Annotated in this window: 18 protein-coding genes; 6 read left to right on the forward strand and 12 right to left on the reverse strand. The window is 46.3% G+C overall.

Annotated elements, in window-relative coordinates:
- Positions 1–31: 31 nt before the first annotated feature.
- Entirely contained in the window at positions 32–1,189 is a 1,158-nt protein-coding gene (locus R7E47_RS01300) for a D-alanyl-D-alanine carboxypeptidase family protein (protein ID WP_318083612.1), read from the forward strand.
- An 85-nt stretch (positions 1,190–1,274) separates the two neighbouring features.
- Here R7E47_RS01300 and R7E47_RS01305 read toward each other — a convergent pair whose 3' ends face one another.
- Both R7E47_RS01305 and R7E47_RS01310 read right to left on the reverse strand, forming a co-directional pair.
- Entirely contained in the window at positions 1,275–3,932 is a 2,658-nt protein-coding gene (locus R7E47_RS01305) for an alpha-amylase family glycosyl hydrolase (protein ID WP_318083614.1), read from the reverse strand.
- Positions 3,933–4,061: 129 nt separating this feature from the next.
- Entirely contained in the window at positions 4,062–5,525 is a 1,464-nt protein-coding gene (locus tag R7E47_RS01310; RefSeq protein ID WP_318083615.1) for an AraC family transcriptional regulator, read from the reverse strand.
- Positions 5,526–5,692: 167 nt separating this feature from the next.
- Here R7E47_RS01310 and R7E47_RS01315 point away from each other — a divergent pair, with 167 nt between their 5' ends.
- Both R7E47_RS01315 and R7E47_RS01320 read left to right on the forward strand, forming a co-directional pair.
- Positions 5,693–6,346 (forward strand): oxygen-insensitive NAD(P)H-dependent nitroreductase NfsB, encoded by a 654-nt coding sequence (locus tag R7E47_RS01315; RefSeq protein ID WP_005374924.1) that lies wholly within the window; start codon positions 5,693–5,695, stop codon positions 6,344–6,346.
- Between the two features lie 69 nt (positions 6,347–6,415).
- Positions 6,416–6,706, forward strand: a complete 291-nt coding sequence (locus R7E47_RS01320; RefSeq protein ID WP_005374925.1) for a putative quinol monooxygenase — start codon at positions 6,416–6,418, stop codon at positions 6,704–6,706.
- Here R7E47_RS01320 and R7E47_RS01325 read toward each other — a convergent pair.
- On the reverse strand, positions 6,703–7,626 hold the full coding sequence (locus tag R7E47_RS01325; protein ID WP_025768616.1) for a LysR family transcriptional regulator: 924 nt from the start codon (positions 7,624–7,626) through the stop codon (positions 6,703–6,705). The genes R7E47_RS01320 and R7E47_RS01325 overlap by 4 nt on opposite strands.
- Before the next feature lie 132 nt (positions 7,627–7,758).
- On the opposite strand from R7E47_RS01325, the gene R7E47_RS01330 reads away from it, so the two are divergent.
- Entirely contained in the window at positions 7,759–7,977 is a 219-nt protein-coding gene (locus R7E47_RS01330) for a VF530 family DNA-binding protein (RefSeq protein ID WP_005374929.1), read from the forward strand.
- A gap of 1,489 nt (positions 7,978–9,466) precedes the next feature.
- Here the strand turns inward: R7E47_RS01330 and R7E47_RS01335 are convergent.
- Positions 9,467–9,919, reverse strand: a complete 453-nt coding sequence (locus R7E47_RS01335; RefSeq protein WP_005374933.1) for an acyl-CoA thioesterase — start codon at positions 9,917–9,919, stop codon at positions 9,467–9,469.
- Between the two features lie 210 nt (positions 9,920–10,129).
- Here R7E47_RS01335 and R7E47_RS01340 point away from each other — a divergent pair, with 210 nt between their 5' ends.
- Complete coding sequence (locus tag R7E47_RS01340) at positions 10,130–10,894, forward strand: ferredoxin--NADP reductase (RefSeq protein ID WP_017820554.1); 765 nt, start codon at positions 10,130–10,132, stop codon at positions 10,892–10,894.
- A 180-nt stretch (positions 10,895–11,074) separates the two neighbouring features.
- A complete protein-coding gene (locus R7E47_RS01345) occupies positions 11,075–11,521 on the forward strand; it encodes an RDD family protein (protein ID WP_005374936.1) in 447 nt (148 codons plus the stop codon).
- Positions 11,522–11,580: 59 nt separating this feature from the next.
- Here R7E47_RS01345 and R7E47_RS01350 read toward each other — a convergent pair whose 3' ends face one another.
- From R7E47_RS01350 to R7E47_RS01385, 8 genes are all read right to left on the reverse strand, one after another.
- On the reverse strand, positions 11,581–12,252 hold the full coding sequence (locus tag R7E47_RS01350) for a DUF2057 domain-containing protein (RefSeq protein ID WP_017634411.1): 672 nt from the start codon (positions 12,250–12,252) through the stop codon (positions 11,581–11,583).
- Between the two features lie 216 nt (positions 12,253–12,468).
- A complete protein-coding gene (locus R7E47_RS01355) occupies positions 12,469–13,617 on the reverse strand; it encodes an AI-2E family transporter (RefSeq protein ID WP_017820553.1) in 1,149 nt (382 codons plus the stop codon).
- Positions 13,610–14,296 carry a potassium channel family protein gene (locus R7E47_RS01360; protein ID WP_017634413.1) on the reverse strand — a complete coding sequence of 229 codons (687 nt, stop codon included), beginning with the start codon at positions 14,294–14,296 and terminating at the stop codon, positions 13,610–13,612. Before R7E47_RS01360 ends, R7E47_RS01355 begins: the two co-directional genes overlap by 8 nt.
- 16 nt (positions 14,297–14,312) lie before the next feature.
- Positions 14,313–15,203, reverse strand: coding sequence for an HlyD family secretion protein (locus R7E47_RS01365; RefSeq protein WP_047102391.1), 891 nt, complete (start codon positions 15,201–15,203; stop codon positions 14,313–14,315).
- Between the two features lie 12 nt (positions 15,204–15,215).
- Entirely contained in the window at positions 15,216–15,419 is a 204-nt protein-coding gene (locus R7E47_RS01370; protein WP_005374946.1) for a DUF1656 domain-containing protein, read from the reverse strand.
- Complete coding sequence (locus tag R7E47_RS01375; RefSeq protein WP_062730904.1) at positions 15,419–17,062, reverse strand: TolC family protein; 1,644 nt, start codon at positions 17,060–17,062, stop codon at positions 15,419–15,421. Before R7E47_RS01375 ends, R7E47_RS01370 begins: the two co-directional genes overlap by 1 nt.
- A gap of 10 nt (positions 17,063–17,072) precedes the next feature.
- The gene (locus R7E47_RS01380) at positions 17,073–19,250 is read right to left on the reverse strand and encodes an FUSC family protein (protein ID WP_062730905.1); all 2,178 of its coding nucleotides are present in this window, start codon (positions 19,248–19,250) and stop codon (positions 17,073–17,075) included.
- 387 nt (positions 19,251–19,637) lie between these two features.
- Positions 19,638–20,507, reverse strand: a complete 870-nt coding sequence (locus tag R7E47_RS01385; protein ID WP_176311346.1) for a DMT family transporter — start codon at positions 20,505–20,507, stop codon at positions 19,638–19,640.
- Positions 20,508–20,574 lie beyond the last annotated feature (67 nt).

Consider the following 20,574-nt stretch of genomic DNA (forward strand, 5'->3'; position numbering starts at 1 on the left):
TGCGACAAAGTAAGAGCATGGAGGAAGTCGGATGAAAGTGTCACTGGCTCGATGGACAATTGTGACTTGTTTAATAAGCGTACCTACTTTTGCCGTTGTTACGCCCAACCCACCTCAGTTACAGGCAAAAGGCTACGTATTAATGGACTTTCAATCCGGTGCCATTATTGCCGAGTATAACGGGCGAGCAGGCCTTGCTCCGGCGAGTTTAACCAAGTTGATGACCGCTTATGTAGTTGGACAAGAAATCAAAGCGGGGCGTTTGAAATGGGATGATGTTGTCACCGTGAGCGAAAACGCGTGGTCGGCCAAGTTTCCCGGTTCTTCTAAAATGTTCATCAAACCGAAAGATGAAATTAGTGTTGCGAACTTAATGCGCGGCGTGATCATCCAATCAGGAAATGACGCGTGCGTTGCACTGGCTGAGCATGTTGCAGGCAGTGAACGCGGCTTTGTTGCCTTGATGAATGGTTGGGCGGAGAAATTAGGACTGCAAGACACCTATTTTGTGAACTCCCATGGTCTTGATAGTGATGGCATCCAAACCTCACCAACCGATATGGCAAGACTCATGCAGTCGATCATCAGCGATGTTCCTGATGTGTACGCGCTATACAGTGAGAAAGTCTTCAAGTGGAACGACATTACGCAGTACAACCGCAATAAGTTGTTGTGGGACAATTCCATTGATGTCGACGGGGGAAAAACCGGCTACACCAGCAATGCCGGATACAGCTTGGTGAGCTCGGCCAAAGAAGGAAGAATGCGCCTTATCTCGGTGGTGATGGGTACGCCAAGTAAACAGGCTCGGATCAGCCAATCGAAGAATCTACTCAGCTATGGTTTTCGCTTTTATGACACCAAGCAAGTTGCTAAACAGGGGGAAGTTGAGTCTAAAGTTCGCGTTTGGAAGGGAAATGCTAATCAAGTTGAGGCGATCTTTGCTAAAGATGCCTATCTCACTCTGCCTCGTTCAATGACGACTGGGCTTGATAAGAGTGTGGTGTTAAATGAACCGTTGATTGCGCCGATCGCGCAAGGAGATGAGATTGGTAAGGTCGTTTGGAAAAGCGATGACAGTACCGTGGCGAGTTATCCCTTGGTCAGCAGCCAAGCGGTAGAAGAGGGCTCGTGGTTTGGTCAGCTTTGGGACAGTTTGGTGCTGTGGGTGAAATCATTCTTTAGCTAGAATAAAAACGAGCAGAAGTTTCTTTCTGCATTCTTTTGTTGATGACCGCCCAGTCATAACGCTGGGCGGTGTCTTATTTAACGGTTTATTCCGACAAGGTGATGATTGGTAAATCGTCCCAAATCTTACTTTCATCCGATGCGCCACCGGAGAAGTTCCAAGGGCCTTTGTCTTGTTCTAGCGGACGGTAAGTTGCCGAAAGGCCGTCTAAGTCCCAAGTCGTGACATAGAAGCGGATACCATCGAGCGAATCTGGGCGGCCTAGTGCATCGCTAGCAAAGTCCATCGAAATGGTGTTGTTGGCTTTGTCTACCGTGACCATTGGTGCTGGTGTTACGGCTTCTCCCCATGTCGTCGCATTTGCTCCTTTGGTGTTGTAAATCGAGCTTTGCCAGCCAAAAACAACCGCATTGCGACTCCAGGTTCCGTTTGGCATAGAAGCGTTGATCTTCGGTAGCTCAGACAAGTTGGTTGCCGTTTCTTCCGGTAAATCAATAAAGATGGTGAAACCCACATGGTCGAAGCCGTTTGGTGGCAACCAAGTGTCGGTGATCTTGTCCATGGTGAAGGTCAAACGTACGTTACTGCCAACGGTAAATACCTCAGCTTTGTTGATTGCGAGTTGGCTATTGTTTTTATCGAATGTTGGATCCGTTGGTAGCGAATAGTTACCGTTAGGACCGCCCATGCCATCTTGCGCATCACCCGCGTCATCAATAGTGTCGTCTGGCGTGTTTGACCAGCTTAAGTCCGACACAAAGTTAACATCTTCAATGCCAGCTTTTTTCTCAGTAGAATAAATCGCGAAGCGGTGTTGCTGTTCGCCAATCGCAAAGTGACGGGTAGATAAAGTCACGCTGAATTGACCGTCAGCACCTACGGTAATGGCTTGTGCTGTTTCCAGATTACCGTCTACGACAAGGTTCAACTTCTCGTTGGCGTTCGCACTACCCGCGATAACAATATCACCAGTGATGGTTTTTCCTTCCCAATCTTGCGCTAGTTGGATGTTGAGGTCTGGCGTATCTACAGATTGATTGCTGCTTGTTTTTGAGTAAATCACTGCAGACTTGGCTGGTAGCTCTAGGGTTACATGACCGTTTTCATCGGCGACTAACTGCTCTGGAGCGTCTGCCCAGTTCGACATGATTTGCTGTTTGAAGACGGTACCGCCCGCTTGCTCTACATCGAGTTGGTTCATCAACATCGGCGAGTTGGATGTGTTCATGACCACCAAGACTTCGTCGGTATCCAACGTTCGGGTAAAGGCGAACACGCCCGCGCCCGCTTTGTCGCTGCCAATCACCTTCATTTCGCCACGTGTCATGACTTTGTTTTCAGTGCGTAGCTTGGCAAGTTCTTGAATAAACAAGTACATCTCACTGTTTTGGTCGAACGAGTCTACGTAGTTGCCATCTTCACGGTACCCTCCGGCGAACATAGCATCGCGCGCCGCTGACATCGCCTGTTCTGTACCTTGGTAAATCACAGGAATACCCGGTACGCTCATCATGGTGATCAATGCTTGTTTCATGTCATTCACGCTACCTTGCGACAGAAAGCGCGGCATGTCGTGGTTATCAATGAAGTTCGGCATGATGTATGGATTCGGGAACATCTCCATCATTTTCTCAAGACGGAAACGTAAATAGTCGGTCGGTTGCCCTGCTGCAAATACGCGCGTCATGGTCGCTTGCAATGGGAAGTTCAGTACCGAGGTTAGCTGTTTCGGTGAGCCATTTTCACCGATGTAAGTCAGCATCTTCTCTTCGCCTTCGGTGTGGTATGGCGTCGATGTTTCGAATACTTCACCAAAAGTGAGGAAGTTGTCACGACCGGTATCAACCGCTTGCGTTATCACACCATCGTCGGCGTGTAGGAAGTCATTCCAGAAATCATGTTCAACAAACTTCACCGTATCGATACGGAATCCGTCGACGCCGACTTCGCGAATCCATTTTCGGTAGCTCTCTTTTAGATAAGCGCGTACTTCAGGATCGGACGTATTAAGGTCATCCAAATCAGAGAGCTGCCAGGTTTTTTCTTGTACTGGATCGTTGTGGTCGGTGATGGTCGGCGTCCAGTGGTAGCTGCCTGTGCCGTCTGTTTTACACTCGTTCATGTTGAGTGGGTACGGCAGTTCTTGCCCGGCGGGTAGTGCATTTTTAATCAAACGGAAGCCTTGGCAAGGTAGGCTTGGATCATAACTGTAAGGATCATCGTAGGTGAAGAAGTTGCCTACATGGTTGGTCACGATGTCCTGAATTAAGAACATGTTACGCGCATGCACTTCGCGTGCTAACGCTTGGTAGCTTTCCATGTCACCAAAGTGCTCATCCACTTTTTGGAAATCGCGCGCCCAGTACCCGTGGTAGCCGCCGTAGTTTTGTTCGGCATCCCACCATTGGTTAGCAACTGGCGGAGTAATCCAGATCGATGTGGCACCGAGATCTTCGATGTAGCTTAACTTATCACTCACACCAACGAGGTCGCCGCCGCTAAATTTTTTATCCGAAGTCGGATCGAATTCGTTTTGCCCTTGATCATTAAGAGCGCTGTCGCCGTCGTTAAAACGGTCGATCATCAGGAAGTAAATGATTTGATCTTGCCAATCAGGAGATGCCACGTGGCTGCCTGTATCGACTGGTGTGGTTTCGTCGCTTCCACAGCCAGAAAGAGCAAGAGCGATCGCTAAAGGAAGTATTTTTATTTTATTCATTGGGTTAGGTAGAGTTTCAAACACAGTTTTTGCCTCCGTTATGCAGCAATGCAGAAACGATAAAGCAAAGGTTTGAAATTGAGAGTGTCATCTCACGCCAAAAAAGACGTGAAATGATGTCACGAAGTGATGGTTTTGATCTGACCGACAGTTTTAATTGAGCGGTTGCACAATAGGATATTGTATCGGGTAATGCTCTTTCGCGAGCTCGTTGTCGGATTCATCATAAAGGCGGAAACGGCACTGCTTTGCAGTTTGAGTGAGCGATAATTGCAGCACCCAACAAGCATAATGTTGCGAGTGTTGGGTCAAGCGCATTGCGTGAGGTGTGGGGTCATCATCGGCGTAACAGTCAATCCTCACAACGTTTTCAAGTCGGCATGCCAGTTCGATAAAGAGCGTGTATTGCGCCCCAATATTAATAAGCTGCCGAGTCGGGACAATATATTCCGTTGCGCCAATTAAAAGCCCCTTAGAAACCACATAATCACGCTGGTGGTTATTCTCAATGTAACGTTCCCCATCGACTTCATAACACAGGCGAAAGGTAAGGGGATGCGCCACCGGAAGTTCGGTCGTCGCCCAGAGTTCGGTGCCATGACTTAAAAAACGCTCGAAGAAGGCGGGATAGCGCCGCCATGCGCCATCACGGTCACGGCATTCTACCGAGACCACTTTTTCAAACGCAATATTGTCCACTTCCATCCATATTTTGCCGACAGGTTGGTCGATGTGGTTATCGTCGAAGGTATTGGCTTTGGCGTAGTACAAGCGGATCGGTTGTTGATTTAGTTGAGTTCGGTTATCCAAACATTGTTGGCGATACTGCATGGGGGAAAACGGATACCAACGACGAAAAGTGCGGTGAAAGTTCGATGGTTCTTCGTAACCAAGTTGATAGGCGATTTGCTGCGTTGTGAGTTGGGTGTCGGCAAGCAAAGTGAGTGCTTGCTTTCTTTTAGCGAAATCAACGCATTGAGAGTAGCTCATTTGCTTCTCTTGCAGTCGACGTTGCAAGGTGCGTTTGGAGACGCCCAGTTGCCTTGCCGCTTGCTCTAACTTGAGCGCGTAATTGCTGTTTTTGATGAACAAGGCGTTCAAAACACTCAGTAATTCTGGTTGTTCAATTGGCTGGTGAGAAAGCAGCAAATAAACATGTTTCACCAAGTCAAACACGTTTGAACTCGTTTTAGAATCTTGCGTTTCCTCTAGAAAAATATCGGCCGCGAGTGGATTGTTGGCGTGAACTTGTACCTGTATTGATTCGCTTAGCTCAAGCATTTCCAACTGCATTTTGAGCAAGCCAAACACCGACTCCGCCCAATTTGGCATATCGGCCGTTCTACATTCGACTTGCAGATGGATTTGGGCATCACCATGTTGCAATGTGACGTACAAACGGCGGTCGAATAATGAGACACTTTTACTCCACCAAAGCAGCCCTTCTTGGAGGTTAGGCGCTTCTTTCAACATCATGCATTGCAAGGCCGCCAACTTCTCAATGTGCCAATATTCGCCGGCAATTCGAAGGTGATTGTGACCGAGCTTTTTGCACAGAAAGGATGTAATAACGTTATCTTGAGGCAGCATGAGTTGAGTTTGGTTGCGAGCAAACATGCATTATTGCTGAAAAGATGAAGAAGTTCAGTGAGAACGCTCAAAGCCTTTCTTATCGTTTTATTTTCAAATTTATTTTGAAAATGTTTTTAATCGAAATCGGTTTTTCCCTTTATATCATGAGGTTATGCTGTTACACAGCTTAAATTCATTAATTGGAGAACCTCATGGATATCGTACAAGCTGCAAAATCTCGTTACTCAACGAAAGTGTTTGACCCAACGCGCAAGCTACCTCAAGAAAAAATCGATGCAGTTAAAGAGCTGATTCGTTTTAGTCCATCGAGTGTGAACTCCCAGCCTTGGCATTTCATTCTGGCAAGCACAGAAGAAGGCAAGCAGCGCATCGCTAAAGCGGCGCAAGAGAATTACGCGTTTAACGCGGCGAAGATTCTCAACGCTTCTCACGTATTGGTGTTTTGTGCAAAAACAGGCATTGATAACGACTACATTGAAGCGCTAATGGTGCAAGAAGAAAAAGATGGTCGATTCCCAACTGAAGAAGCGAAAGCGGCTGTGCGCGGTGGCCGTAGCTACTTTGTGAACATGCACCGTTTTGATTTGAAAGATGCAAACCATTGGATGGAGAAACAAGTTTACCTCAACGTGGGTACGTTGCTGTTGGGTGCTTCGACGCTAGAAATCGATGCAGTACCAATTGAAGGGTTTGATCCAAAAGTGCTGGATGAAGAATTTGGCTTGCGTGAAAAAGGTTATACCAGTGTTGTGATCGTGCCGCTTGGCTACCACGCGGAAGATGACTTCAACGCGAAAACGCCAAAGTCTCGCTGGGACGCAGAAACCGTATTCACCGAGATCTAATTCGAGCTTACTTACAGGTGACGTAGCACCCCGTAATCAATATATAAATCGCAAAAGAGTGATAAAACGATGATCCACTTAGTCGCAGAAGTGAAAGCCTATCCAGATAGTAAGGATCAGGTGGTGAATTTGCTTGCTGGTTTACTAGAGCCAACTCGTAAAGAAGAAGGCTGTTGCCAATACGAGTTGTATCTCGACGAAAAAGTTGATGGCCTATTTATGTTCCAAGAAATCTGGGCGTCGCAAGAGGCCTTGGATAAGCATTTGCAAAGCCCGCATATGGCGACGTTTCTTGAAACATTGGAAGAGAACGATTGGGTTGAATATACCCAGATTCGTCCTCTTCGATTTATCGCCTAATGACAGAAGGTTGCCAGCACGTTGGCGCGTTGCTGGCAGCATTTTTGTTGGATAAAGTCGCGGAAAGTCCGAATCGTTGGCGTCAATAATCGACGATCGGCACATACCATGTAGAGCGGCACTGGGCCGCAATCCCACTCTGGTAACACTCGTACCAATCTTCCCTCGATTAAGTCTCGGCTAATGTCCATCAATGATTTATTCGCAATGCCTTTGCCTTTGATCGCTAACCGGTGTGGCAAGTCACTATCGTTGCTCAACAAGTTACCGCTGACCACGATTTGTTCTTTCTCGCTGCCACGCGTGAGCGTCCATTTGTTGTAGACCGAATCCGCGACCATGTAGCACAAGCAATTGTGTTGCGTTAAATCGGCAGGAGAGGTGAGTTCTGGATGTGTAGCTACGTACTCTGGCGATGCACATAAGATCCGTTCGTTTGACCCACACAATGCCAATACGACCAGATTGGAGTCGGCCGGCTCGCCGTAGCGAATCGCAATATCGACAGGCTTGGTATACATATCCGTCAAGCTATCGGACAGCTCTAGTTTAATGGAAACATTTGGGTAGAGATCGATGAACTCATCCACCCAATCGAGCAACATATTGCGACCAAAATCGGAGGGTGCAGTAATGTGCAGCTGACCAGACAACTCCCCGCGCGCACTTGAGATCTGATCCAACCCCTCTTGCAATGTTGCCAACGCTTGCGTGGTTTTGTCTAAAAACAGTTCGCCCTCTGAGGTTAAACGCAGGCTTCGGGTGGAACGCACAAACAACGGGAAACCGATTTGCCCTTCAAGACGCTTAATCGATGCGCTAATGGCGGCAGGTGTCATGTCCATGCTGTTAGCGGCTTTTGAAAAGCTGCCTTGGCGCGCGGTTTCGACAAAAATATTGAGGTCGTTGAGGGCTTTCATAATGAAAAGGGCTTTTAAGAAGTTTGGGCTACTATAGGGGAGAGTCGTAGGCCAATTCAAGGTTAAAACATTAGGTTGCACGGCGAGTTTGAGTTAGATTAGCGCGCAACTTCACTTTACCGGATCAATAGCATGAGCCAACAGCAGCCGAATAACCCACTTCACGGGTTGAGTTTAGAGAAAATCGTCACCCGACTAGTTGAACACTTTGGTTGGAATGGCATGTATGAGCGCGTTCGTGTGAACTGTTTCAAGAAAGATCCTTCAATCAAATCGTCGCTGAAGTTCCTGCGCAAAACGCAATGGGCGCGGGACAAAGTCGAAGCGCTGTATATCGAGACGTTTTGCTAACTGCTCTATGGTCAGCAGCAAGCGGTAAGTAGATTCTTAGTCTCGCTTTGGCTCGCTAGAATGACGCCACTTTTCTTATCGCGTAGGCTAGAAGAGTCGCTCTGCTGTTACGTTTAAAGCGTGATTCAGAACCTATCCTCAGGCTTGTATTGAGTCTATTCATAGCTCTATGGGCCTACAGCAGCGGTAAGTAGATTCTTAGTCTCGCTTTGGCTCGTTAGAATGACGTAGCTTTTCTTATCGCGTAGGCTGAAAGAGTAGCTCTACTGTTACGTCTAAAGCGAAATTCCGTATGGTCACATAGGTTCTTCTGGAATCGCTTTTTAGATGGTTTTGTAGAGATCAGAGCCAAACTCGAACCGTCATTCTGAACCGCGAGGAACGAGCGTGATTCAGAATCTACTCTCAGATTGTATTGAGTTTATTCATGGCTTTATGGTCTGCAGTAAGCGGTAAGTAGATTCTTAGTCTCGCTATGGCTCGCTAGAATGACGAAGTTTTTCTTATCGCGTAGGCTGGAAGAGTCGCTCTACTGATACGTCTAAAGCGAGATTCCGGATGGTCACATAGGTTTATCTGGAATCGCTTTTTTAGATGGTTTTGTAGAGGTCAGAGCCAAACTCGAACCGTCATTCTGAACCGCGAGGAACGAGCGTGATTCAGAATCTACCCTCAGATTGTATTAAGTTTATTCATGGCTCTATGGTCTGTAGCAAGCGGCAAGTAGATTCTTAGTCTCACTTTGGCTCGCTAGAATGACGAAGTTTTTCTTATCGCGTAGGCTGGAAGAGTCGCGCTGCTGATGCGTCTCAAGCGAGATTTCGGATGGTCACTTAGGCTTGTCTGGAATCGCTTTTTTTAGATGGTTTTGTAGAGCTCAGAGCCAAACTCGAACCGTCATTCTGAACCGCGAGGAACGAGCGTGATTCAGAATCTACCCTCAGATTGTATTGAGTTTATTCATAGCTCTATGGTCTGCAGCAAGCGGCAAGTAGATTCTTAGTCTCGCTTTGGCTCGTTAGAATGACGTAGCTTTTCTTATCGCGTGGGCTGAAAGAGTCGCTCTACTGTTACGTCTAAAGCGAAATTCCGGATGGTCACTTAGGCTTGTCTGCAATCGCTTTTTTAGATGGTTTTGTAGAGATCAGAGCCAATCTCGAACCGTCATTCTGAACCGCGAGGAACGAGCGTGATTAAGAATCTACTCTCAGATTGTATTGAGTTTATTCATGGCTTTATGGTCTGCTGCAAGCGGTAAGTAGATTCTTAGTCTCGCTATGGCTCGCTAGAATGACGTAGCCTTTCTTATCGCGTAGGCTGGAAGAGTCGCGCTGCTGTTACGTTTAGCGAGGTTTCGAATGATTCACTTAGGCTCATTAGAGTGACGCTAGTTTTCTTATTACGTAAGTTGGAATGGTACCTCAGCATCATTCCCGATAGCGATGAAGAAGCGCTGTCGGGAACCTCGCCTTTAATCTCTCGTTTATTGCTACTCCAAATGATGCGTACTACCCACGGTTCCTTCCAAGTCTAAAATCGACTGGCGAACGTGATCTGGAATCGCAGCTTTAACGTTGTTCTTAAAATCAAACATCACACCAGTGGCGGTCGCGATGGTCGCAATTTTACCCCACTTCTTACTCAGCACTTGGTACTCCATCGTGATGCGATCTTCTTGCATGTCGATTACGCGAGAACCGACTAATAGCGTGTCTGGGTAAGTAACAGGCAATTTGTAGCGGCATTGAGTCTCGCTCAGTACTGGCCCAATTTGCGAGGTCTGCAGGTCGACCAGCAGGTTAATTTTGTTGAAGTAATCTAAACGTGCGGTCTCGAAGTAGCGAAAATAGACCACGTTATTAACGTGTTGCAGAGCATCCATTTCACCCCATGCGACTTTTATCTCTGTGATAACGGGAAAGTCCTTTAACAGTGTGTCCATTTCTATTGCTCCTTTTTCATCTGCTTTGCCACAAATTGCGACGCGACTTATCACTTTGAGCATTTATTCTAGATGTAATCATTTAATATGTAATAAAATTGTTTTTAAAATGTGAAATGAAATAGTGGTTTGATTATGTAAACCAGAAACTTTACATAATCGAGTTGAAGGCGTAAGTTTAACTAAGAGTAACCAGATAGGAGGTGTCTCATGATTGAACTCAAAGGTTTCAACCTCGCAAGAGTTGAGAAACGCATCGATTGGACAGGTGAGCTGTTCAGTTTGAGAATATCTGGCGCGCCTCTTTCCTTTAAAGCTGGCCAATTCACCAAGCTTGCTTTGCTTGATGATGAAGGTAAGCCGATCAGCCGCGCTTACTCTGTGGTTAATGCGCCAAGCGAGCAATTCGATTGGTTGGAGTTTCTAATAGTAGCCGACCCTCAAGGACAACTTTCTCCACGGCTCCAAAAGCTTAAATCTGGTGATAGCATTTATGTCGGTACCACCGCACATGGCGATTTAATCCATGATTCTATTCCTAAACAGGCTCATGACCTGTGGCTGCTATCTACAGGTACGGGGATTGGACCGTTTTTGTCGCTGCTGGATGATATAAACTTACCGCCTCACAATGAGCGCATTGTGCTGGTTCATGCCGTTCGTTTCGAAAAAGATCTGGTTTATAAATACCTAATTGAACAGCTTCAGCAACGATATGAAGGCAGATTAAAGTATATACCGATAGTCAGCAGGGAAGTGGTTGATGGTAAATTACAAGGCCGAATTCCTGAACTCATCGAATCGGGTTTACTGTCCAACGCCGCTGATGCGCCATTCTCAGCTCAGCGTAGCTTTGTCATGATGTGTGGGAATCCACAAATGATCAAAGATACCGTGCCCGTTTTACAAGAGCTAGGCTTGGAAAAGTATCGCCATCAAACTGGGGGAAATATCATTTACGAACGTTACTGGTAGCGTTTTGTTAAATTGATACGGTTATGCTCAAGATGTAATGATTACTTTTGAGATACGACCGCGATTTAGTATGTTCTTAGTTGAATATTATGTTGGCAATACCTAAACTGCGCTCACCATTGCGCGTCTGTACACTCAGTCATTCTCGCTTAACCAATTACATTGAGGTGACTGAAGTCCATGTATGCTTTTATCGCGAGCAAGCAACAGAGAATCATTGCTGGTTTTATCGACCTGCTCTTTGCGATGGTGGTCGTGTTAATCATCGCATTGAGTATTAACTCTTTTCTTAACGACTTTCAGCTCTCTTTAGCAGATAACCTTACGCTTGTTCGTGAAACTCAGGCGTTTTACTTGCTTTCTTTACCAACGGTTTTAATGATCAACTGGAATGCATTGAGTCATGGGCAAACCATTGGTATGCGCATGATTGGTATTAAAGTTGTAATGAAAAATGATAGTAAGGCAACGAAAGTTACAGCAGGGTTAAGGCTTGTTATTAGCTACTTGCTGGAGATGCTCATTCCGGGGATCCCGTTGGTAAATTTGGCATTGTTGTTCTTTCATCCGGAGCGACGATTGTTGCATGACTTGATCGCCAATACTAAAGTTGTCCAAGCTTCCTAATTTTTGATCAAAAAAGCCACGTGAAGTGGCTTTTTTAATATCGATAAAGTTAACCAGATTTACTGTTGATTAACATATTTCTTAAAGCGAGCTTTGGTTTCTGCGTCTGCTTTTTGGTACCAGAAGTGCAGCATCTCTTCAGCTGTCGAATCCGCTTTAACCGCAGTTGCTCTCACTTGCTTCATATCCGCAGGAACCTTTGCAGGAAGCGTGACTGGCTGCATGGTTGCTGCGCCAGCAAAAGCCACGGCTGCTGCACCGCCAGCTTGGTTATAATCTTCGATTTCACGCACGTAATCACGACCGATTTGCATACCCGGTTTGAGCAACTTGTCCTGGTCAACCGCGATTGCGTTGCCAGAATCATCAACCAGTTTCCAATCTAAGTCTTTGATCTTCTCTTCCGCATCACGTAGGTTGCGGTATTCTGGCATTTGTAGAGTGAGTTCGGCATTGGTCGCGTCAAATCGTGTAACGATAACATCGCTTTCAACACTTAAACGGTCATTACCTTGGTTGAAGTAAGGGGCGAAACGAAATACGACTTGGTTAAGGCCATCAGGTAACGTCAGTGTTCTTTCAGAGGCGAAAAAACCACCCGAAAGATCTGCTTTTTCACCGTTAGCCGCTAATACTGAAACGTTGTCAGGAACACTCACGGTTACATCTGCGAATGCCATGCCACTCATTGCGAGAGCAAGCGCACAAGTTAAAGGCTTGATCAATTTCATTGTTTTTATCCTAAGCAAATTAGTGGTCATCGAGAGTGCATCGTTCATTGCCCGATTGCAACTCCCAAGTGTAATAAGTATGAAAATTTAACAAGAACGTCATTTTTATCGCATTTATTACGACGAAACTGTGATCCAAATAGAATCAAACCGCTGAAATGCAGCGGTTTGATATCATAAGTTATAGATTAAATTTATTTCTAACTTATTGATTTATTATATGCCTGCACCGTGTCCAGGTTCTGATTGGTCATTAGAAGCGTCTTGTTGTTCTGCCATTTCTTCTTGCTGTTGTGCTTTCTCAATGCTTAACCACCAAACAAATAACTCATACCAAATTGCTAGGATAACGGCACCTAAGAACAGACCAACGATGCCGTAGAAAAGCATACCACCGATGGCACCGAGCAGAATCACAGGCATTGGCACGTCGACGCCACGTCCCATTAACATTGGTTTGAACAGGTTTTCAGAAAGAGCCGCAACTACGACCCAAACAGTAAACATGGTTGCTGTTGAGGTGTCTTGGGTCATGTACATGAAGCCAATCACAGGTAGCACAGCGAGCAACGCCGGGAGCTGAGCGATACATAAGATCATTAGAAGCAGTGTGAGTAAACCTGCTGCCGGAACGCCAAATACGAAGAAACCAGCACCGATCAACAGTGCTTGAATCGCCGCTACACCGACTACGCCAAGCAGTACGCTTTTAATTGTCGCTGCGATAAGCGTGGTCCAGCTTTTTGCGTTTTCACCTGCGGTTCGAATCGCGATGGTTCTTAAGCCTGATGCCGCAGATTCAGAGTACGTCATGAAACCTGCTGCAATCGCAAGTGACAAGATTGAAAGCAGTAAACTTCCCAATACGCCCCCCAGTGTACCCAGTAAAGATGTGAGTCCTGCCTTTATTTGTGGCATAAAGGTTTGAATAGCTTGTTCAAGATTAGTAGCGAATAGGGTCCACACTTCGTAGAGCTTATCACCCACGATAGGCCAATCCGCTACGGAAGCTTTTGGCCCTGGTATTTTCACTTGTCCATTTTGTAGTACTTCAAGCGCGTGCGTTGCACCATCCACAATGGAGCCTGATACCATAACAAGTGGCGTGACAAGGAGGGCAATACCAAGTAAAGCAATGGTTGTGGCTGCCAGGCCTCTGCGACCACCATATACACGCTGCAATTTTTGGGTAAGCGGCATTAAAGCGACGGCTATAATAGCGCCCCAAATAACCGGAAGTATGAAGGGTTTGATGATGTCGTACGTAAACATCAGCAAGACAAAGATCAAGCCAATGCGTATTGCTGATTCCACCATATTACTGATGAAAAGCTTACTGTCGATTTTTACCGATTGTTTATCCATTTTTGTTTACCTGATGATCAATGTTAGAACTGACGAGACTTGAAACAACAATCGCCATATAAAAAACACCTGTGATGGCCTCTAAATACACCACGACTTGAGCCAGTGGTGTTAGAGGACTAATGTCGCCATAACCGAGCGTGGTTAAGGTAACGAAACTGAAATACGCTGCATTGGAGAAGTTCTGCCCCCAAGAAATCGCTTCCATACCGGTAAAGGCTTCAGGCGAAAACTCAAGCAGAATGAGGTAGGCAATCGCCCACATCAGACCAAGCAGCAAGAAAAGCGCTACCGAGCCAATGACTTTGTTGCTGTTGACATGGCCGGTGAAAAGAATCTGTCTTGCGATGGATTTAAAAGTGCCGAAAAAGAACGCAAAGGTGAGGGCAAGCATCACCACATTCATCTCTCTGATGTCGAAAACGGTCTTGATCACAATCACAAGAACCCAAACACCAAACAGGCTGTAGAGGAAACGAGACCAGGTTTTGTCAAAGCGAAGGCTCGCAAAACAGACGATAAACGTCAGAACCGTGAAAGCCTGAAGTATGTGTTCAATCGTCCCTTCACCTACTACTTGTGCCATCGCACTCCCTAGCAACAAAATCACTAGCGCTAAGGTTAGATAGAAGAAGTTGTTTTCTTCATTAATGTTTTTGAGGTTTTTACCAATGACCATGGCTCTTCTCACTTAGTTATTGTTCACTGTCTGCGGATGACTCTTTCATCACCATGATGGACGCAGAAAGCCCGAATCGAAGATCAACATCTTCAGGAAGTTCTTGTAGGGAGATTCGCACCGGAATACGTTGTGCTAAGCGAATCCACTGAAAAACAGGGTTTACGTTTGGCAGAAGGTTGTAGCCGACCGTGCCGTCTTTGGGCGCAATACCCCAACCAATCGAGTCAACCGTCGCGTCAATTGGCGTGTCTGGGTGAGACATCAAAGTGACACGCGCTTGGCTGCCAGGTTCGATTTGCGCAAGTTGGTTTTCACGGAAGAAACCAAATACCCAAAAGCTGTTTTTGTCGATCAGTGCGAGCAGTGGTTGGTTTGCGACCGCTTGCGTACCGTTTCTAATATCGAGGTTAGATACAAAACCATCGACGGTCGCATAAACTTTGGTAAAGCTGAGATTAAGGCGTGCTGATTTTAGTTGCTCTTCTGCAGATTTGATTTGCAGTAGCGACTCTTCGTAAGCGATTTCACGACGAATCAGATCCTTATGAGAAACTGCGCCACGGTCTTTGGCACGAATGTCTTTTAAGCGGTCATATTCGATTTTTTTACCGCGAGAGCTAACAATGGAGCGCTCCAGTGCTACTTCGGCTTGAGATAACGCAACCTGGTAAGTCGCAGGGTCGATTTCAAACAGTAAATCCCCCGTTTTTACTTCTTGGTTGTCTTGCACCGCGACATTTACAATTGGGCCTGATACGCGAGGAGCCACTTTGATGACGTTAGCACGCACTTGCCCATCTCGTGTCCATGGGTTATTAAAGTATTCCTCAAACTTTTGATAGCCGAGCCAAGCTGCGCCACCAAGAATGACAAGATTGAGTGCGATTACGAATAGTTTTTTCATCTTGTTTGGCACCTAAAATTGAATATAAAAGCTGTCGATGGCCACCACATAACCGACCATGATGGCAATAAACGTCAGAGACGGAAAAGCGATGAAGCGAGACAAACGTGTCTTGTTCAATATCATCACCGTTATCCACGTGGCCGTGACGGCGAGAAAGAGCACGAGTAGCGTAGGAGAAAAGTAAACGTCTCCCCAAGAGAGTTCATGAGGCATTACCGATCCTCCGTTTTGTTTTCATCACTGGTCTCAGCCGGAGTTTCGAGGCGCAAAGGCGGCAATACGCGGTTTTCTTCATTTAAATAACCATCCCAGTCAGTTCGTTCTGTCATTTGCTTGGCAATAGATTCACTGAGGAAGGGTTTGCCTGTTTGGGTTTGCCAGCCTCCACCGAGGGCTTTATAGAGTGCAACAACTTGGTTCGCCACGTTCCCTTTGATCGTTGCGTAGCTGTCTTCCGCACGGGTCATTTTTTCTACCGAGTTAAGCAGACGTTCGAATGAAATTTGTCCGTTTTCGTACTGTGTCATGGATATGTTGAACGCACGAATGGAAGAGTTGACCGATTGCAAGCGTAAATCTTTTTGTTGCAAATACAGGTCATACGCTTCGATTGCATTGGTGACTTCATTAACGGCTTGCAGTACCTTTTTGTTGTAGTTCGTCAGCGTTTCTTGGAAGCGAGCATCTTCGAAACGAATGTTATTTTTCACGCGTCCGTATTGGAAAATGTTCCAACTGAACGTTGGGCCAACCACCATGGTGAGCGAATCGCTAAAACTGAAACTGCTGCCATCGGGAACCGTACTGTCGATACCGATGGAACCGAACAACGAAAAGCTTGGGTACAGAGCGGTTTCTGCCACGCCAATCTGCGCACTTTGCGCGCGAGCTTGCATCTCAGAGACTTGCAAATCCGGACGTCGCATCACTAAGTTAGCATCCACTTGCGTATCCAAAAGCGGTGGACGTGGCACAATGGAAAGCTCGTCGGTGCCCGATAGTGCCGATTTTCTGCCCGTCGATTTGAACTGGGCTTCGTACTCAGCGATTTGCTTGTGCATCCCATCCGACTGTAGCAGTCGATCTACTTCTTCTGGTAACAGACCCAGTAGCAAAGCCAACACAGTACGTGATTGCTTCATTGCCACTTCGAGGCTCGGTAACGCTGCTTTGGTGGTGTAGAGTTGGTTTTTAGCTTGTTGAACGTCCAATTCTGTAACGTTGCCAGAGTCGAACTGCACCTGAGTAATACGTACGACACGCTCTTGAATCTCTATGTTGCGGCGAGACAGCAAAATACGTTCTTGGAATGTGCGATAGTTGATGTAATTGCGCGCCACTTCGGCGGTTATGGTGACCATGATGTCGTGATACGATGCGATGGATGCGTAGTAACCCGCTTCTGCCGACTCAATACCGCGAGCATACTTGCCCCAAACATCCATTTCCCAAGCAGCATCAAACGACAAAGTGGCGTTATTCACGCCCTGATCATTTACGTAGGCACGCGCTAGGTTTCCTGACACGGTTTGAACTTGTGGGTATTGCAAGCCAGTCGAAATACCAAGCAATGAACGTGCTTGGACAATTCGTAGCCCTGCGGCTTCTAAATCGAGGTTTTGTTTGCTCGCCAACTCAACCAGCTGATTAAGAGTCGAGTCATTAAATTGCTGCCACCATTGTTGTAGCTGTTGCTCTGATTGCTGCGTATCTTTGGCTGCTTTTTGCACCGACCAGTCACTTGGCAGTGGCGCCTGCTTTGGATGAACATAATCTGGTCCTACCGTGGTACACGCACTGAGTCCGAGCAAAGAAAGTATGGCGAGGCTTGGTTTGGTTAGTTTTGGAAGCATCATATCCCCACCTTTAAAAACGCTTCTGTTGTAAGTTCACCCAATCGATATCCTCGTAGGTTTGCTTGCAATGCTTGATTGCTTCGAACACGTTCCGTTTTAAATTCAGCAAGATATAAAAACCGGCTATCTCTGAATAAGCGTAGTCAGATAAATCCAACTCACTAAAAAAATCTTCCAGTTTATCTTCGAATGTTTGGTAATCTTGACTGTATTGGTCGAATACGGAGTCGAGTTCTTGTGTTGCTTGATGGCTGGCTAAAGCGCCCGCCATCAAAGGAATGATGGAATCGCGGTGCTGTTGGCGAAGCTGAGTAATTAGTGGATTGGTCATCAACTTTTTCTCGGCGGCCATTAAGATGTTGATGTGATTACTGAGTACATCACACGCTTTGCTAAACGCGCCAATCGCTTCTGGCGTGGTTTTATCAAAGTGTTTGTGGTTGATTTTCGAACCCCAGACTTTGAGCTTTTTCGATGAGACATTGAGCGTCACTAAGTGTAAGGCCCGTTTGAGCGGCGTAATAACCGAGCTAGACTGCTGTTGATAGGTAGTGAACAGCTCTCGGGTATGTCGGAAGTAGCGTTCTTTTATGGTCAAAAAGAGGTGTTCTGGTCGTGAGCTAAACGGGAAGTAGTGCGCGAAAATAATCATGAACACCACCATGTAGAACAACAGCATGATCGTCATGAGGATCCCGAAGTGATAAAACATGTTGTTGTCTAAACCGAGAACAAACAAGCCAATCATATAGAAAATCGTCACTGGCCCGTTAAACAGATAAAAACCGATAAAGGTGTAGATAAAGATAAACAGGCCAAGTTCTAATCCGAGATCCAATTGCGGAAGAATGAAGACGTAAGAAGGCACCGCGAACAAGAAGCCGAAAGTGAACAGCACAAGTAACAATATCGGGTGCACAGGTACGAACGACAGCAAAGACATAAACATGGTCGAGAAGACCACGAATGAATAGCCGCCTGGTGGATTGAAATAAATCCAAATCAGTCCTGCAATCCAATAGATAACAAAGGTTTTGACCGCAGTTTTAAAGTTTTCTGCGTCCCACCATAGAAACTTGCCTTTCGGTTTCGGCAGTGGCACGTCAAAGGAGACATTGTTCGTCACAGAGTCAATACAGCTAATGCTCTCCGCTAAACGCGACAAATTTTGATGCATCAGTTCCAACAGGTGACCAAGCGTAAGCGCAGAGCCTTTCTCTAGGTGCGCTGCGTCTTCTAGCAACGCTTGGTTGTATTTGACTTTGAATTCCTGAGCACGATAAGCGGGTTCTTTTTCGTCCCAGACTTGTTGGCAGGTATCAAATAGCGCGTCAATTTCCGCCACGGCTTGATCAAAGTTGCTGATGCTTTCACGGTCTTGCTGGTGGCTAAAGTGGCTGTGCGCCGCGACGGTCAATTGTTGCGTTACCTGCTTGTTCAAATGAACTGCCAAGCGCCACTCTTTCATGTAGGCCGACACGTCACTGCATTCCACACTGACCGTGGCAAAACGCTGTTCGAGCGCATTTTGAGCGGCAAACATCTGTTCGATGAGAGTGTCCACGCTAGGAGGTTGTGGCTCTTCCGCTTCTGGATTTTCTTCTCCGCCTTCTTGAGGAGAGATTTGCCCTGCCGATTTTTGCTCGAAATTTTGCAAGATAGAGGTGAACAACGCGCGTTGTGCTTGGTTGAGTTGTTCGATGAGCTGTCTTAGGTTTTGTTCTGTTTTGGTCGGGAATAAGAAAGTCCCCACGAGTGTGTAAACCACCACCCCAAACACCGTCATGTAGGCGCGGTCAACGCCATATAGAAACGCACCTTCTGCGTCACCGCCATTGGACATCATCAGTGTCATCACGCCGGTCAGCATGAGTAGCGTTGGATCTTTTTGATAGGCATTACGGAAGTAAAAAATGAATGAGACCACAACCGACACGCTCAGCATGTACAGCAAGCGGTCTTGAGCAAACAACCCCACCAGTAACAAGCCAACCACGGCACCAACCAATGTACCTAACACGCGTAAGGTACCTTTGGCGAGTGATTCACGACGACTGCCTGTCGATGCAATCAGCATTACAGTAGTTGCGGCCGTCGATGCTTGCGGCCAACCCATGGCAAACGGGATCAGATAAGCCAGAGTCAGGCTAAGCGATACTTTAATAGCGAATTTTATTTTGTCGTTCATAGTGTCAAAGTTTGCTCAGGCTTATCGTTATAAGTTGATGAATTTCTTATATGAATAATCAGAATCTTGTTCTGAATAAATTCGGGGGCGGAATATAGCGGGTGAAAAAGTGTGCTTTGTAAACCCTTTGTCAAAACAAAAAGTGCGTATTTGGCTTGATCTCGTGCTAGCCCTTGGCGTTATTGGTGAAACGCCTAAAACGAGCAAATTCGCGATCTGTGATGATTCTCACTTTTGAAACAAAATCGTTGCATTGTGTGAGCCAATGCTCACCTTATATTCTTCGCCTGGTACCAAAGCAGACCACTTATACCATCTGCAATGAGCTTTACTGCTTTAAAAAGCATAGATGATGAATGGGTATTTGAGAGGGAAAGTTATTACTTTTTATCGGCTTGCTGATTGTTCGTTTGTTTTTTTGGATCGAGATAAAAAAACCAAAGCGATCCCACCAAGAATGATGCCGCTGGTTGAAAGAGTATGCAGTGAAAGAGGCTCGTGGAGTACGATGCTGCCGAGTAGCAAAGCAATGGCTGGCACAGAAAGTTGGCTGACGGCGGCTTGAAGCAAAGAGAGCTTACGTACGACTTGGTACCAAAGTGTATAACCAAGGCCAGAGGCAATGGCACCAGATGCGATAGCGAGCAACACTCCGCTCCAAGAAAGGTGGATTGAGGACAAGATTAATGGCGAAAGGAGCACGCCAATTATTGATGCAGCGATGAATCCCCACGTGATGCCACTACTTGGAGAAGGCGCTTGTTTACCGAGCGCAGTAAACGCAGCCCAACAAACGCCAGAAATCAACATGAGAAGTGCAGAACTGGTGTCGGGGCGAGTGGCAGATGGCAACATTAACCAAACAAAGCCAACAATCGAAAGGCCGATACCGATGATTTCGAGAAACTGAAAGCGCTCACCTTGCAACCAATAGATCGCCAGTAATGTAAGTTGCACGGCACCAAACAAAAGCAAAGCACCAGTTCCTGTCGCCAGTTGTAAGTACGCGAAAGAGAAAAGGGCTGCGTAACCAAATAACGCCACGCCAGCAAAAAAGCGAAAGCGAGAAGTTGGCCGATCGGTTTTCCACTGACCTCTCACGACAAGCATTGCGATTAAGGTAATCGCGCCAGATATCAATCGAACGAGCGTGAAGCTTCCTGCATCAATTAACCCTTCTGCCAAGGCAAGTCGGCACAATAATGAATTGGCAGCGAACGCCAGCATTGCAATAGCAGTGAGTAAGAAGGTCGACATCCTTGATCCTTAGCGTGTAAATGAACAGCTAGTGTAGATCCAAAAGAACATTTTTATTAGTTGATAA

This window comes from Vibrio sp. Vb1026 (genome assembly GCF_033338745.1).
Classification (GTDB): domain Bacteria; phylum Pseudomonadota; class Gammaproteobacteria; order Enterobacterales; family Vibrionaceae; genus Vibrio; species Vibrio alginolyticus.

What these genes read in the sequence shown, in the direction of transcription:
- R7E47_RS01300 (WP_318083612.1), top strand. Translation starts at nt 32, where the DNA reads ATGAAAGTGTCACTGGCTCGATGGACAATTGTGACTTGTTTAATAAGC.
- R7E47_RS01310 (WP_318083615.1), bottom strand. Translation starts at nt 5,525, where the DNA reads ATGTTTGCTCGCAACCAAACTCAACTCATGCTGCCTCAAGATAACGTT.
- R7E47_RS01315 (WP_005374924.1), top strand. Translation starts at nt 5,693, where the DNA reads ATGGATATCGTACAAGCTGCAAAATCTCGTTACTCAACGAAAGTGTTT.
- R7E47_RS01320 (WP_005374925.1), top strand. Translation starts at nt 6,416, where the DNA reads ATGATCCACTTAGTCGCAGAAGTGAAAGCCTATCCAGATAGTAAGGAT.
- R7E47_RS01325 (WP_025768616.1), bottom strand. Translation starts at nt 7,626, where the DNA reads ATGAAAGCCCTCAACGACCTCAATATTTTTGTCGAAACCGCGCGCCAA.
- R7E47_RS01330 (WP_005374929.1), top strand. Translation starts at nt 7,759, where the DNA reads ATGAGCCAACAGCAGCCGAATAACCCACTTCACGGGTTGAGTTTAGAG.
- R7E47_RS01335 (WP_005374933.1), bottom strand. Translation starts at nt 9,919, where the DNA reads ATGGACACACTGTTAAAGGACTTTCCCGTTATCACAGAGATAAAAGTC.
- R7E47_RS01340 (WP_017820554.1), top strand. Translation starts at nt 10,130, where the DNA reads ATGATTGAACTCAAAGGTTTCAACCTCGCAAGAGTTGAGAAACGCATC.
- R7E47_RS01345 (WP_005374936.1), top strand. Translation starts at nt 11,075, where the DNA reads ATGTATGCTTTTATCGCGAGCAAGCAACAGAGAATCATTGCTGGTTTT.
- R7E47_RS01350 (WP_017634411.1), bottom strand. Translation starts at nt 12,252, where the DNA reads ATGAAATTGATCAAGCCTTTAACTTGTGCGCTTGCTCTCGCAATGAGT.
- R7E47_RS01355 (WP_017820553.1), bottom strand. Translation starts at nt 13,617, where the DNA reads ATGGATAAACAATCGGTAAAAATCGACAGTAAGCTTTTCATCAGTAAT.
- R7E47_RS01360 (WP_017634413.1), bottom strand. Translation starts at nt 14,296, where the DNA reads ATGGTCATTGGTAAAAACCTCAAAAACATTAATGAAGAAAACAACTTC.
- R7E47_RS01365 (WP_047102391.1), bottom strand. Translation starts at nt 15,203, where the DNA reads ATGAAAAAACTATTCGTAATCGCACTCAATCTTGTCATTCTTGGTGGC.
- R7E47_RS01370 (WP_005374946.1), bottom strand. Translation starts at nt 15,419, where the DNA reads ATGCCTCATGAACTCTCTTGGGGAGACGTTTACTTTTCTCCTACGCTA.
- R7E47_RS01375 (WP_062730904.1), bottom strand. Translation starts at nt 17,062, where the DNA reads ATGATGCTTCCAAAACTAACCAAACCAAGCCTCGCCATACTTTCTTTG.
- R7E47_RS01380 (WP_062730905.1), bottom strand. Translation starts at nt 19,250, where the DNA reads ATGAACGACAAAATAAAATTCGCTATTAAAGTATCGCTTAGCCTGACT.
- R7E47_RS01385 (WP_176311346.1), bottom strand. Translation starts at nt 20,507, where the DNA reads ATGTCGACCTTCTTACTCACTGCTATTGCAATGCTGGCGTTCGCTGCC.